This is a genomic window from Serratia aquatilis, assembly GCF_044865145.1.
Lineage (GTDB): Bacteria > Pseudomonadota > Gammaproteobacteria > Enterobacterales > Enterobacteriaceae > Chania > Chania aquatilis.
In genome coordinates this window covers 1,183,937-1,197,589 of the sequence record NZ_CP173186.1, presented here as the reverse complement: position 1 = coordinate 1,197,589, position 13,653 = coordinate 1,183,937, and the positions used below count along the sequence as shown (strand labels likewise).

Annotated in this window: 14 protein-coding genes and 1 other RNA gene; 8 read left to right on the top strand and 7 right to left on the bottom strand. The window is 52.0% G+C overall.

Annotated features, from left to right (window positions below; all coding sequences use genetic code 11):
* Positions 1–227 precede the first annotated feature (227 nt).
* The 3 genes from zapA to SAQUA_RS05415 all read left to right on the top strand — a co-directional run bounded on the left by zapA (position 228) and on the right by SAQUA_RS05415 (position 1,433).
* Complete coding sequence (gene zapA / locus SAQUA_RS05425; RefSeq protein WP_380674048.1) at positions 228–557, top strand: cell division protein ZapA; 330 nt, start codon at positions 228–230, stop codon at positions 555–557.
* A gap of 41 nt (positions 558–598) precedes the next feature.
* A non-coding RNA gene (ssrS, locus tag SAQUA_RS05420) (6S RNA) lies at positions 599–782 on the top strand.
* Positions 783–836: 54 nt separating this feature from the next.
* Complete coding sequence (locus tag SAQUA_RS05415; RefSeq protein ID WP_380674049.1) at positions 837–1,433, top strand: 5-formyltetrahydrofolate cyclo-ligase; 597 nt, start codon at positions 837–839, stop codon at positions 1,431–1,433.
* Between the two features lie 35 nt (positions 1,434–1,468).
* Here the strand turns inward: SAQUA_RS05415 and SAQUA_RS05410 are convergent, their stop codons facing one another.
* The 4 genes from SAQUA_RS05410 to rpiA form a co-directional block, all read right to left on the bottom strand.
* Positions 1,469–1,927 carry an RES family NAD+ phosphorylase gene (locus tag SAQUA_RS05410; protein ID WP_380674050.1) on the bottom strand — a complete coding sequence of 153 codons (459 nt, stop codon included), beginning with the start codon at positions 1,925–1,927 and terminating at the stop codon, positions 1,469–1,471.
* A complete protein-coding gene (locus tag SAQUA_RS05405; RefSeq protein WP_380674191.1) occupies positions 1,924–2,370 on the bottom strand; it encodes an antitoxin Xre/MbcA/ParS toxin-binding domain-containing protein in 447 nt (148 codons plus the stop codon). The genes SAQUA_RS05410 and SAQUA_RS05405 overlap by 4 nt, the downstream gene beginning before the upstream one ends.
* Before the next feature lie 188 nt (positions 2,371–2,558).
* Positions 2,559–3,797, bottom strand: coding sequence for a phosphoglycerate dehydrogenase (gene serA / locus SAQUA_RS05400; protein WP_380674051.1), 1,239 nt, complete (start codon positions 3,795–3,797; stop codon positions 2,559–2,561).
* A 490-nt stretch (positions 3,798–4,287) separates the two neighbouring features.
* Entirely contained in the window at positions 4,288–4,944 is a 657-nt protein-coding gene (gene rpiA, locus SAQUA_RS05395; protein ID WP_380674052.1) for a ribose-5-phosphate isomerase RpiA, read from the bottom strand.
* Positions 4,945–5,203: 259 nt separating this feature from the next.
* Here rpiA and SAQUA_RS05390 point away from each other — a divergent pair, with 259 nt between their 5' ends.
* On the top strand, positions 5,204–6,097 hold the full coding sequence (locus tag SAQUA_RS05390) for a LysR family transcriptional regulator ArgP (RefSeq protein WP_380674053.1): 894 nt from the start codon (positions 5,204–5,206) through the stop codon (positions 6,095–6,097).
* 44 nt (positions 6,098–6,141) lie between these two features.
* Here SAQUA_RS05390 and SAQUA_RS05385 read toward each other — a convergent pair whose 3' ends face one another.
* From SAQUA_RS05385 to SAQUA_RS05375, 3 genes are all read right to left on the bottom strand, one after another.
* Positions 6,142–6,873: an oxidative stress defense protein gene (locus SAQUA_RS05385; RefSeq protein WP_380674054.1), complete on the bottom strand. Its 732-nt coding sequence runs from the start codon at positions 6,871–6,873 to the stop codon at positions 6,142–6,144.
* An 83-nt stretch (positions 6,874–6,956) separates the two neighbouring features.
* Positions 6,957–7,574 (bottom strand): arginine exporter ArgO, encoded by a 618-nt coding sequence (argO, locus tag SAQUA_RS05380; protein ID WP_380674055.1) that lies wholly within the window; start codon positions 7,572–7,574, stop codon positions 6,957–6,959.
* 120 nt (positions 7,575–7,694) lie between these two features.
* Positions 7,695–8,513 (bottom strand): IclR family transcriptional regulator, encoded by an 819-nt coding sequence (locus SAQUA_RS05375; RefSeq protein ID WP_380674056.1) that lies wholly within the window; start codon positions 8,511–8,513, stop codon positions 7,695–7,697.
* Between the two features lie 353 nt (positions 8,514–8,866).
* On the opposite strand from SAQUA_RS05375, the gene SAQUA_RS05370 reads away from it, so the two are divergent.
* From SAQUA_RS05370 to SAQUA_RS05355, 4 genes are read left to right on the top strand one after another with little or no spacing between them, the layout of a single operon-like run.
* Complete coding sequence (locus SAQUA_RS05370) at positions 8,867–10,408, top strand: sugar ABC transporter ATP-binding protein (protein ID WP_380674057.1); 1,542 nt, start codon at positions 8,867–8,869, stop codon at positions 10,406–10,408.
* Positions 10,398–11,483 carry an ABC transporter permease gene (locus tag SAQUA_RS05365; RefSeq protein ID WP_380674058.1) on the top strand — a complete coding sequence of 362 codons (1,086 nt, stop codon included), beginning with the start codon at positions 10,398–10,400 and terminating at the stop codon, positions 11,481–11,483. The genes SAQUA_RS05370 and SAQUA_RS05365 overlap by 11 nt, the downstream gene beginning before the upstream one ends.
* Before the next feature lie 16 nt (positions 11,484–11,499).
* Positions 11,500–12,600, top strand: coding sequence for a substrate-binding domain-containing protein (locus SAQUA_RS05360; protein WP_380674059.1), 1,101 nt, complete (start codon positions 11,500–11,502; stop codon positions 12,598–12,600).
* 19 nt (positions 12,601–12,619) lie between these two features.
* The gene (locus tag SAQUA_RS05355; RefSeq protein WP_380674192.1) at positions 12,620–13,465 is read left to right on the top strand and encodes an SMP-30/gluconolactonase/LRE family protein; all 846 of its coding nucleotides are present in this window, start codon (positions 12,620–12,622) and stop codon (positions 13,463–13,465) included.
* Positions 13,466–13,653: the final 188 nt, after the last annotated feature.

Here is a 13,653-nt window from a genome sequence, read left to right as displayed (position 1 = left end):
TCAGTGGCCAGTTGTAGTCGGAGTGTCTCACTCTTTCCACCCGATAGAATCGCGGTAAATACTCATTTCGTAACCCTTTTTTGTCTGGTAATGTTCGGCGCAATAGATTACAACCGGGTACTGAAAAAGTGTTGAATCTTGGTACCGAGGTATATATAGTGGCGCCCGCTTTGGTGGTCCGGTAATGGTAGACCAGCGTTGGCGCGAAATTTAGGCAGGAAGGTGGCATGTCCGCACAACCGGTAGATATTCAAATTTTTGGCCGTTCCTTAAGAGTCAATTGTCCGCCAGAACAACAAGATGCGTTGAACATGGCAGCAGACGACCTTAATCAGCGGTTGCAAGATCTTAAAGTTCGCACTAGAGTCACAAATACAGAGCAACTCGTTTTTATCGCGGCATTGAATGTTTGTCACGAACTTGCTCAAGAGCGCTTGAAAACGCGTGATTATGCAGCCAATATGGAACAACGAATTCGTATGCTGCAACAGACCATTGAACAAGCGCTGCTTGAACAGGGTCGCATCTCTGAACGTCAGGATGCACATTTCGAATAACTTAAGTTGCTGAAGTTGAAGGTTTCGGCAATGAGTGAAAAATTTCTCTGAGATGTTTGCCAGCGGGCCAGTCCCCTGAGCCGATATTTAGTACCAACAGAATGTGATGTTCCGCGACCGGTGTGCATGCTCGGCCCGTCCGAGAAGCCTGAAGGTTGTGACAGCGCGTTCACCTTGAACCATGGGTTCAAGGGTTACAGCCTGCGACGGCATCTCGGAGATTCCCTTCATCCTGTAGTTTCAATGTGTTAACCGAACATATCTTGCAAATCTGGCGCTATGTCCTTTGAATCCCAATATGCTCAGCAACGCCAACTCATCCGCAATGAAATCCGCCAGCGGCGACGCAATTTAACGCCTGCACAGCAACATGACTCTGCGTTACAAATTGCCAACTGTATTTCACGACACCCACGAACTCTGGCGGCGCGCAACATTGCGGCGTTTCTCTCTTTTGATGGTGAACTGGATACAGGCCCACTTATTGAGCATTTGTGGCTGTTGGGCAAACAGGTTTATCTCCCCGTTCTGCATCCATTCAGCACCGGTAACCTGCTGTTCCTACATTACACCGCACAGACACCCTTGGTTTATAACCGCTTCAAAATTCTTGAGCCTGCGCTTGATGTGCGTAACGTCCTGCCCTTTTCTCGGTTAGATTTACTGCTGGTACCGCTGGTCGCCTTTGATTCACAAGGGCAACGATTGGGCATGGGTGGTGGGTTTTACGATCGTACCTTGCAGAATTGGCAGTTGGGTAGCCCCTACCCGCTAGGGGTAGCACATGATTGCCAGCAAGTCTCTCATTTACCGGTGGAACACTGGGATATACCGTTACCAGAAATCATCACCCCTTCAAAGAATTGGGTCTGGTAGGGCACTTCTTCTCAATTGACCGCTGTTTATCTAAGTTACTTCAACCTTGGGTCAAATATATGCGGCATTGCCTGCACGCTGCCAAGGTAGGTAGCAAAATCAGAATGGTGGGGATTAATCAGTATGTTGTTTTCCATAGGCACCACCGATGAGGGAACCAACAAACCAACAGACGATCCAGAGTCTAGCCATTCAGAACCGATATCCATCGTTTCTTGCGGTGCAGCCAGTTGTTGCCAGTTCACCGGTAATGCACTGGGCTCCAAAGCAATAATATCCGTGTCCGGCACATCAATGCTCAGCAAGGTGTAATGTTGCAGCAGGGCTGAATCATCGAAGTGGACCAGACATTCCAGCATTGCCAATGAAACCGACGCCGCCAAATAGATCATGGCTTTGCCTTTGTGGTTCCAGCGGCCTCCGTACTGTTGGGCACCATAACCCGTCCATGCGGTGTCCAGGTACTTGGTTTTCACGATACGAAAACCGATCATGAAAAAACGCCATGCTCAAGTCTGCCGATAAGATCTAGAACCTCGACCGCCCCGCTTTCTGTATTAAGCAGACTCTCAGGAGACTCGTTACCCAACCCGCGAACAGGCTTACGCATCCAGCTTACTGCTTTCTCACGATCGCCCTCGAAGAGATCGACCGCCGCATCAGCAACGCGGATCAAACGCGCAATCTTTTCGCTTTCTTCCGGGCTTAATATGCCTGTTCCGGCTTTCCTTCGGCTCAAGGTCTTGGCATTGATCCCAGTGATCCTCAGTATGTCGGCTTTAGGGAAACCGGCCCAACTGTGTATGGTTTCAATCACAGATACCGGTAACCCCTGCCGCAGGCGCAGTATTAGTTCGGGCCCTCGGCTGGCAGGAAAACCCGCCGAACGCCACAATTGGTTACTGACGGGCCTTTTAGATGGACTGAATGTGCGCATCATCCTTTTCCTCTGACTTTCTCATTTGTCTCACCCCAGTGTAGACACTTGTCCATTCCGGTGCAACATTGGTGCATGCCCAGGCGTGGATGAGCAATAGGTTGGTTTATTTAACTAGGCGAAGGGCGTCGGTTGCAGATAGTTTAAGGCCGGATTGCTCCGGCCTTGGGTTTTCCGTACGTGAGAAATCAGAGTAACAAGCGTGCGCGGATAGTGCCTTCAATCGCTTTCATACGTTGCAATGCAACTTCTGCACGATCGGTTTCCGCTTCGATGTCGATCACCACATAGCCAATTTCTGAGCTGGTCTGCAGATACTGGGCGGCAATGTTTACCCCTTCTTCAGCGAAAATCTGGTTAATCTGCGTCAGAATACCTGGACGGTTTTCATGAATGTGCAGCAGACGGCTGGAGTTTGGGCCATGCGCAGGCAGCGATACTTCCGGGAAGTTGACCGCAGAAAGCGTAGAACCGTTATCGGAGTACTTGGCCAGTTTCCCAGCCACTTCATCACCGATATTCTCCTGCGCTTCCTCAGTTGAGCCACCGATATGCGGCGTCAACAGCACGTTGTCGAATTCACACAGCGGAGATTCGAATGGATCGCTATTGGTTGCCGGTTCTTCAGGGAAGACGTCGATAGCCGCACCGGCCACATGATTGCTGGCCAGAGCGTCACACAGAGCAGGGATATCCACCACGGTACCACGCGAAGCATTGATCAGAATCGCTCCCGGTTTCATCAGTGCCAGTTCTTCCGCACCGATCATATTTTTGGTCGATGGCGTTTCCGGCACGTGCAGTGTGACAACATCGCTCATATTGAGCAGGTCAGACAAGTGGCGTACCTGTTGCGCGTTCCCCAATGGCAGCTTGTTCTCGATATCATAGAAGAACACTTTCATACCCAGGCCTTCGGCCAGGATACCGAGCTGAGTACCGATATGGCCGTAACCGATGATCCCCAGTTTCTTGCCGCGTGCTTCGTAGGAGCCCACAGCCAGTTTCTGCCACTGGCCACGGTGCGCCTTGGCGTTAGCCATTGGGATACCACGCAGCATCAGCAGCAGTTCACCCAGCACCATTTCAGCAACGGATCGGGTATTGGAGAACGGGGCATTAAACACAGGGATGCCGCGTTTGGTTGCTGCTTTCAAATCAACCTGGTTGGTGCCGATACAGAAACACCCCACTGCCACTAACTTCTCTGCGGCAGCAAAAACCTCTTCGGACAGATGCGTACGCGAACGTAGGCCGACGAAGTGTGCATCACGGATGGATGCCTTTAGCGATTCGGTGTCTAACGCACCTTTATGATATTCAATATTGGTATATCCGGCAGCGCGCAGGTTATCTACCGTGCTCTGATGAACCCCTTCAACCAACAGGAACTTAATCCTGTCTTTCTCCAAAGATACTTTTGCCATTTACCCGACCCTATATTCAGACTTCAGAAGTGGCTGTTATCCCAATTACCTTTCGCATTGCGGCATGGTTAACCTAAGCGCGAAATCGACAGCACGTTGTCCAACATAACAAAAATAACGCGCCCGGCAATACAAACGATTGCTTGCCTTTCAGCACAAGGCTCAGCGTTACCGGTCGTTTCTGGTGGAAAATACTATTGGGAAGGAGTTCAGCAGGAGCTTAATGGAGGTAATTAACAATATGTGACATATGTCACCAAAATAGATGGTTTTAAGAAAAGATGCTTTAAACCAAAAAGCCAAACGCCCAGAGCTTAAACATGCTGCCCCTCTTGGGTATACGTCTTATCGGGCATCAGACAAGACATATTTTCCACCTGCTGGCGGGGCAGAGATATTTTCTGTCAGGTTTATACTCATCATACTTCAAGCTGCATGGGTGTTGGCTGAGACCGACTACATGCAACTCGAATTATTTAGAGTACAGCGCTTACTTAACCACTTTAACGCCGTCTGGCGTTCCGACCAGCGCAACGTCCGCACCACGGTTGGCAAATAGGCCAACGGTAACCACACCGGCAATCCCGTTAATCTGGTTTTCCAATGCAACCGCATCAAGAATGTTCAGATTGAACACATCCAGGATCACGTTGCCATTGTCGGTCAGCACGTTCTGGCGATACTCAGGCAAACCACCCAGCTTAACCAATTCACGCGCCACATAGGAACGAGCCATTGGGATCACTTCCACCGGCAGTGGGAATTTGCCCAGAACATCAACCTGCTTGGTTGAATCAACAATGCAGATAAACTGGCGAGCAATCGCCGCGATGACTTTTTCGCGAGTCAGGGCTGCGCCACCACCTTTGATCATTTGCATATGGCCGTTGATCTCGTCAGCGCCATCCACGTAGATATCCAATGAATCCACTTCATTGCTATCAAAAACGTGGATCCCCAGGCTTTTCAGCTTGGCCGTCGAGGCATCTGAGCTTGATACCGCTCCTTCGATCTGGTGTTTGATCGAAGCCAGTGCGTCGATAAAGTGCGCGGCGGTAGAACCGGTACCTACCCCAACGATAGTGCCTGGTTTCACGTAATCCAATGCAGCCCAGCCTACCGCTTTTTTCAGTTCATCCTGAGTCATGATATGTTCATTGCCTTTGTACGAAAACGTGCCCGTATTATAGGGTAAATTATCGTTTGCACCTTAGACTAAAACTCGCTTGTTCAAGCTGAAGCACATTTCTCACCTTCCCGCAAAGATTTCAGGTTATGGTAAGACGACAACCTAGGCAGAATACCGGTAAGCAGCCGCTGTCATCATGGCGTGATTTTTCAACCGGGAAACGGCAAAAATATGGCATATTGCCTGAATCAAATTATCTAATAGGGATATCTCTGCGATGAAACGCCCAGACTATAGAACGCTGCAAGCGCTGGACGCGGTGATCCGTGAGCGAGGCTTTGAGCGCGCGGCACAGAAACTTTGTATCACCCAATCGGCAGTATCCCAACGCATCAAACAGTTGGAAAACCTGTTCGGCCAGCCGTTGCTGGTTCGCACCGTGCCGCCGCGCCCTACCGAGCAGGGCCAGAAACTGCTGGCCTTGTTGCATCAGGTGGAATTGCTTGAGGAAGAGTGGTTAGGGAATGACAATGGCATTGATACGCCGCTGCTGCTGTCGCTGGCGGTCAACGCCGACAGCCTGGCAACCTGGCTGCTACCGGCGCTAAAACCGGTTCTGGTCGACTCCCCGATCCGCCTGAATCTGCAGGTTGAAGATGAAACCCGTACTCAGGAGCGTCTGCGTCGCGGCGAAGTTGTAGGGGCAGTGAGTATCCAGCCTCAACCGCTGCCAAGTTGCCTGGTCGATAAACTCGGCGCGCTGGACTATCTTTTCGTCGCCTCAAAACCCTTTGCAGAGCGTTATTTTCCCAACGGTGTTACCCGCTCAGCGTTGCTAAAAGCCCCGGCTGTAGCCTTCGATCATCTCGATGATATGCACCAGGCGTTTCTGCAACAAAACTTTGATCTTTCCCCTGGCAGCGTCCCCTGCCATATCGTTAACTCGTCAGAGGCGTTTGTGCAGTTGGCACGGCAAGGCACCACCTGCTGTATGATCCCGCATCTGCAAATCGAGAAAGAGCTCGCATCGGGGGAGTTGGTCGACCTGACTCCCGGCCTGTTCCAACGGCGTATGCTGTTCTGGCACCGGTTTGCTCCAGAGAGCCGCATGATGCGCAAGGTTACCGATGCGCTGCTGTCACATGGGCATCAGGTGTTAAGGCAAGATTGAGTTTAAATGTGGGCGCACCTTCATGCGCCCATATATGACACCGACTACGGCGCTGCGTTGGGTTGCAGTTCAAACACCACATCCACCTGATCGTCGAAGTGAATGCTTTGCTGTTCGTAAGTCTGAGCCGCGTCCGCTTCCGGCGCAGCAGAAGCCACTTTAAACATCCGGGCGACGGGCATTGGCGGCGGATTGGCGGCCTGATACCGGATGCTATATACCGGCCCAAGCTTGGCCTTAAAGCCTTTTGCCAATGAGGCAGCTTGCTGAGTAGCATTTTCAATCGCTTTCTGGCGTGCCTGCTCGCGATAAATTTCTGGCTCCGCCACGCCCAACTCCACCGCACGGATCTCATTCAGACCCGATTTCAACGCCCCATCCAGCAGCTCATTGAGTTTATTCAACTGACGCAATGTCACCTGAACCTGGCGTACGGCACGATAGCCCTTAAGCACTGACTCACCGGTTTTCAGGTAATCATATTCTGGCTGAGTACGCAGGTTTGCCGCACTGATATCTTTCTTCTCAATGCCATTTTTTTGCAGGAAATCGACATATTGCGCCACGCGCTCATCAACCTGCTTTTTCGCCTGCGCGGCATCTTTCGAGGCAACGCTAACTTCGATCGTTAACCGGGCCATATCCGGAGTGGCATCCACGCTCGCCGTGCCGGAAGTCACCACGTGTGGCCCTGCGGGTAATTCTGCCGCCTGCAGCGTCAAGGGTAACGTCCCTAATCCAATCATAGCGGCCAGGGCCAATGCGTTTAGTTTCACGGTATCTCCTTGAGTGACTGGTTGTACAGCCTACGAAGCTAGCACATCAGGCAGCGCTTTAAATTCAGATTAGTGACAAATTTTCATAGGTTGGCACCGTGCCAGGCCAATTTCAGCGCAATTGTCCACATAACAGCCCCAACCAGGACGTTGATGATCCGTTGTGCCATTGGGGTTTTCAGCCAAGGGGCCAACCACGAAGCCAGCAACGCCAGAGCAAAGAACCAGATAATTGAAGCGCTGACCGCCCCAAGGGCAAACCATGAACGGATTTCTGGTGCAAACTGCCCCCCCAGGCTGCCAAGTATCACTACAGTATCGAGATAAACGTGTGGGTTCAGCCAGGTCACCGCCAGCATGGTGACAATAATACGCCAGCGGCTTTTCCTCATCTCTTGCGCCGCAACCACTGCCAGATGCTGACTAAAGGCGGTACGAAAAGCACCCCAGCCATACCACAGCAAGAAAGCCACACCGCCCCAGGTTACCAGCGCTAGCAACAGTGCAGAACTGCCAAGCAGGGCGCTGCCACCAAAAATACCAATACAAATCAGAATAATGTCACTCAATGCGCACAGTGAGGCTGTCATCAAATGATATTGGCGGTGGATCCCCTGATTCATCACAAATACGTTTTGTGGCCCAAGCGGCAGGATCATTGCGGCGCTCAAGGCAAAGCCCTGTAAATAGACGGCTAACATGATGTTCCCTTCGAATAAAGGCGCCGGAAGAGGCGCGTGCTGTTCAACACGCGCATCATACGAAGATAGTATTATTAGGGGAAATTGATATTTCTAATTGCACATTAGAAATACTGATAATCAATCGTGGGTGACAAATCCTAACTCCTGGGAAATACCCTGCGCCGTCGCCAGCAACGGTGCCATTAACGTATCCACCCCAACCTGCTGTAGTTTGGCTGTCGGCAACGAAACCGAAACGGCATAAGGCACGCGCTGTTGAATATCGAACACCGGAGCCGCTATGCAGGAAACGCCAAGTTCATTTTCCTCACGATCCATCGCCACTCCCTGCTGGCGGATATCGGCCAGCTCTTCATACATTTTCGGCAGTTTGGTGATGGTGTTGTGCGTCAGAGGCTGGATCTCATGCTGATGGGTTTGCCAGTAGCGATCAGGGTAATCGCTTTTGCCATAAGCCATGAATATCTTGCCCATCGCCGAGCAATACAGCGGCATATGCTGGCCGATATAAGCGCGGGTACGCATCATACCCGTGGTGGGCTCCAGCTTGTAGATCAGGATTACGTGGTCATCTTCGCGGCTTGAAAAATTGACCGTTTCCCCCACTTCCAGGTTCAGTTTTTCCAGATGCGGGGCTGCTACGTGGATAATATTCAGTGAAGAAAGCGCCTTCTGACCAATAGAAATAAACTTGGTGGTCAGGCGATAGCTACCGGGTGAAGGGGCCTGCGTAACATAACCGCTGGTGTGTAACCCCTGAAGCAGGCGGTGCACCGTGCTTTTGTTCATCTCTGCCAGTTCAGAAAGATGTGCCAGCGGGCAACCGTTCGGAAAATTACTCAATATTTCAATCAACTGCAAACCTCGAAACAGGCTCTGGCTGCCTAGCGGTTTGTCCTTCTTATCATCTTTATCTTCAACGGCTTTCAGGCTCATAGCGCAATATCTCCAGTACAGAGCCGCCAGCCATTACCGCAGCGTGAAAAACGGCCTCATCAGGGGAATGTTACCCCAAGGGTCGCATCAGGTGAAGTTGGAACACCACTTGATTGACGATAATAGGGTTAGAATGAGCAACATTCTGGCAACCTCTGAAGTGAGTTATGTGTCACAAATTCGCAAAATTAAAATTAACCTATTGTTTATTAACAACAACTAAAAGATTTTCAGCTTTGCTTTAAATCCTCGTTCGTCATATCATTTTTGAAATTCAATTTCGCATATTGAAATTATAAGTTCACTTAAACACCAATTCGCAAATTGTGCGAATAGCAACAGGGGCGCATCACATGATTCAAGACAATGCGGATCAACCCATTCTCACACTCAGCCATATCGTGAAGCGATTTGGTGGCAACATTGCAGTCAACGATGTCAGCCTGCAGGTGATGCCCGGTGAAGTACTGGCGCTATTGGGGGAAAACGGTGCGGGTAAGTCCACCTTGATCAAAGTGCTGGCCGGTGTTTATCCCCGTGACGGCGGCGATATCAACTTTCAAGGTACCAGCATTGCCTCGGCAGCGGCGATAAAGAGTGACAGCCGCCAACCGATTGCCTTTATCCATCAGGATCTAGGGCTGATTGAATGGATGACGGTGGCAGAGAACATGGCGCTAGTGATGGGTTTTCCCCGCCGTTTCGGGTTGATTGATTGGAGTGCCATTCGCCGCCGTGCGCTAGCGGCAATGCAGGAGGTTGGAATTGCACTGGATCCCGATGCCCGCGTATTTGAGCTTTCCCGCACCGAGAAGTCGTTGTTGGCTATCGCCAGAGCCGTGGCGGTAAATGCTCAACTTCTGGTACTTGATGAACCCACCGCCTCCCTGCCCGCCAACGATGTGCGCCACCTGTTTGAGGTTATCAACCGGTTACGGGCCAAAAAGGTCGGCATGATTTACGTTACCCATCGTTTGGATGAGGTGATCGAAATTGCCGACAGAGTTTGCGTAATGCGTGACGGGCGCTATGTCGCCGGGGGGAATACCGCAGATTATTCACTGCGCGATCTGGTGCAAATGATTGTTGGAGAAGCGATGGCTGACGATCAACGTGAACCGTTACCGCAACAGCAACCGCCAGTGTTGCAGTTGAAAAACGTCACCGTTGGCGATATCGGGCCGGTCAGTTTCAGCCTGCAGCCGGGTGAGATGTTAGCCCTGGCCGGTTTGCGTGGTGCTGGGCAGGAGGAGATTGGTCGCCTGCTGTTCGGCCTGCGTGAGCGTGACGGTGGGGAAATCCAGTTCCGCGATCTGCCCTATACCGCCAGTAACCCGCAGCAGGCGATGGCTAGCGGTGTCTCACTGGTTGCCGGTGACCGTACCGGTGAAAGCCTGGTGATGTCGATGAGCGTACGTGAAAACCTGTTTATCAACCCTTGTGCCAGCGGCCACCGCCTGTTCTCACGCTACAGCCGCGGCGCCGAAGTCGCCGCCAGTTGGTGGAAAGTTAAACTGTTCGATGTGCGCCCCAAGGACGTCAATATCGACATCAGTGCGCTGTCTGGGGGGAACCAGCAAAAAGTAGTGATGGCTCGCTGGATGCACCTCGGGGCGCCATTGCTAATCCTGGAAGATCCTACCGCCGGTGTCGATGTGGGGGCCCGGGCAGAAATCTATCACTTGTTAAATAAATCCCTGGCCGATGGCGTGGCGGTATTGGTGATCTCCAATGACTTCGAGGAAATCGCCCATATCTGTAACCGTGCTCTGGTGTTCAACCGAGGGAAAGTCGTCGGCGAGCTCAGAAACCAGCAGGTCTCGTTCGCTAATTTGTTGGAGCTGGCGTCTGCCAGCACTGCGAAAGCCGTTGTGGAGGAATATCATGTCGAATAAAACATCCGTCAAGTCAACGGCGTTGGAGCAGCGCGTCAGTCTGTCTCAGGATGGCGCTGGTCCGTGGCTAATGCAAATCTTCACCCGCTATGGTCTGCTACTACTTTGTATAGCGCTGGTGATCCTCTTTTCCCTGGCCACGCCGTCATTCGCCTCCATGCTGACACTGCAGGCGATCCTCTCCAGCAAGGCAAAAATTGCCTTACTGGCGCTGGCCGCCACTATTCCGATGATCGTCGGCAAGATCGACCTTAACGTCGGTTTCGGTATTGTGCTTTGGCACATTCTGGCGATCACCCTGCAGGTCGAGTACGGGTTCTCCTGGCAAATGGCTGTGCTGGCGGTGCTGATTATTTCCGCCCTGTATGGCCTGCTTAACGGCATTCTGGTCGCGCTGGCGGACATTGACAGTTTTGTCGCTACGCTGGGTTCCGGCACCGTGCTGTATGCAGTGGCGCTATGGCACTCCGGTGGGCGGCAGATCGTCGGCGACCTGCCCGAAGCATTTATCGCCCTGCATCACACGGATATTGCCGGGATACCCATCGTGGCGTTCTACGTGTTAATCGTGGCGATTATCCTGTGGCTTATCACCGAGCATACCCCGCTAGGCCGTTGCATGTATGCCGTGGGCGGTAATCCTGCGGCTGCTCGGCTGAATGGGATCTCCGTCAATCGTTTCACCATTGGCGCTTTTATTGCCTCCAGCGTGCTCACCGGCTTCAGCGGCGTGCTGATCGCAGCGGAACAAGGCGTGGGCCAGGCCAGCGTCGGCATGGACTATCTGTTACCTGCGCTGGTGGGGGCTTTCCTCGGCAGTACCACCATCCGCCCCGGACGGGTGAATGTCTGGGGTACCGTGGTCGGCATTGCCATTCTGGCGATCGGTATTGCAGGTATTCAGCAGTTTGGCGGTGAATTCTGGGTCGAACCTCTGTTCAACGGCGCCACGCTGCTGCTTTCCATTACGCTGGCAGGCTATGCGCAACGCCGCCGGTTACTCAATCAAAAAGCGGTACAACGCAGTCAGGCGGCATCCGCCGAAAACAATAACCAAAAAGCGATCAATCCTTAATCAGGAGCATAACCCTATGAAAAAAATTTGGATTTTGCCAGGGATCACCTCTCTGCTTTTAGCCACAACGCCTGCCTGGGCGGATAGCTATCTCGACCAGGCAACGGCGGCCATCGCTAAAGCAACGACCAGCAACACCCAATGGGATGGACCTACCACTGGCCCACAGTTGCAACCGAACAAAAAAATTATCTTCATAGCCTCCGATATGAAAAATGGTGGTGTCCAAGGCGTGCAGCAGGGGCTCAGCGAAGCGGCCAAAGCGACCGGTTGGCAGTTGGATACGCTGGATGGTGGTGGTTCAGTGAAGGACCAGTTGTCATCCCTCAATCAGGCTATTGCTCAGAAACCTGACGGTATCGTCATCGGTGGCTGGAACCCTAACGTCGCCAAGATCCCACTGAAGAAAGCCATTGAGCAAGGCATCATACTGGCAGCCTGGCACGCCGTGCCAGAGCCGGGCCCGATAGCGAAATACAATGTGTTCTATAACGTCACTTCCGACTCCAACGAAGTCGCCCGCATCGCTGCACAATATGCCGTGGTGAAGTCGGGCGGGCAGGCCAATGTGCTGATCTTTACCGATTCGCTTTATCAAATCGCCTTGGACAAGGCCAATGTGATGAAAGAAGAAATTGGCAAATGCAGCGGCTGCAAGGTCATAGAGTTTATCGACACTCCGCTGGCAGACACCTCTAACCGTATGCCAGCCATGACCTTTAGCCTGTTGCAGAAATATGGCGACAAATTCCAGTACGCACTGGCGATCAACGATCTCTATTTCGATTTCATGGCTCCCGCGCTGAAAACTGCCGGTAAGGGGGGCCAGAACGCCCCGTACAACATTTCAGCCGGTGACGGCTCCATTTCTGCCTATCAACGTATCCGCTCCGGCGACAGCCAGTCTGCCACGGTGCCAGAGCCACTGAAACTGCACGGCTGGCAACTGCTGGATGAGTTCAACCGCGCCTTTGCCAAACAACCGCCTTCAGGTTATGTCACCCCAGCACATTTGGTTACCCGTGAAAATATCGCCCACGACGGCGGCCCCAACAACATGTACGACCCGCAAAATGATTATCAGGGCCACTACAAAGCTATCTGGGGCGTGAAGTAACAAGGGAGTAGACACCATGATGGAACAGCAACTGGAACGTTTATGCTCCCCCGCCATCTGGGCCGAAGGCCCGGTATGGTTACCGCAGCAAGATGCGGTGGTGTTCAGCGATGTGAAAGGCAACCGTATGTTCCGCTGGGCACGCAATGGCGAGCTCAGTCTATGGCGTTCTGCTTCTCACTATGCCAACGGCAATACACGCGATGCCGAAGGAAGAGTCATCAGTTGTGAACATGGGCGGCGTGGCATTAGCCGCACCGAACACGACGGGAGTATTACAGTGCTGATCGATAGAGTTGATGGAAAGCGTTTCAACTCACCGAACGATGTTGTTATGCGCTCAGATGGCACTCTTTGGTTTACCGATCCTCCTTACGGCATCGTCGGTGATGAAGAGGGATATAAATCAGAAAGCCAGGTGATCGGCTGCTATCTCTATTGCTTCAATCCTCATAATGGCGCGTTGAACATTGCAGCCAGCGATCTACAACGGCCAAACGGACTGGCTTTTTCACCGGATGAACGCTTGCTGTACGTGTCCGATATGTCGATCGTCGATTTCCCTACCCACGGGCGCAGCGAGCTAAGGGTTTATTCGGTTGCCGGTCAGGCACTGGAGAATGGCAGGCATTTTGCACCTGTTTTGCCGGGTTTCCCTGATGGTTTCTGCGTGGATGCCGCCGGTAATCTGTTTTGCAGCAGTGCCGATGGCGTGATTATTTTTAATCCTATGGGGGAGCAAACTGGCAAAATACCAGTACCCGAGCGGGTGTCCAACTGTACCTTCGGCGGACCGGATGGCAATGAACTGTATATTACCGCCACGACATCGCTGTACCGGATCGTCCTGAATACTCGCGGATAATTCGTTAGCAAGGTGAGCACACCTCACCTTGCTTTGTTACGCCTGTAATAAGCAAATAATGCTAAACGTGGTACCGATCACAAAACCACGAATTTAATGTAACTCAATGTTTTTATGAAAAATCTTAATTCTATCCCGCTTTGACTTCTCATCTTGGCAGGTATAGCATTAAATGAAACTCAATTTCG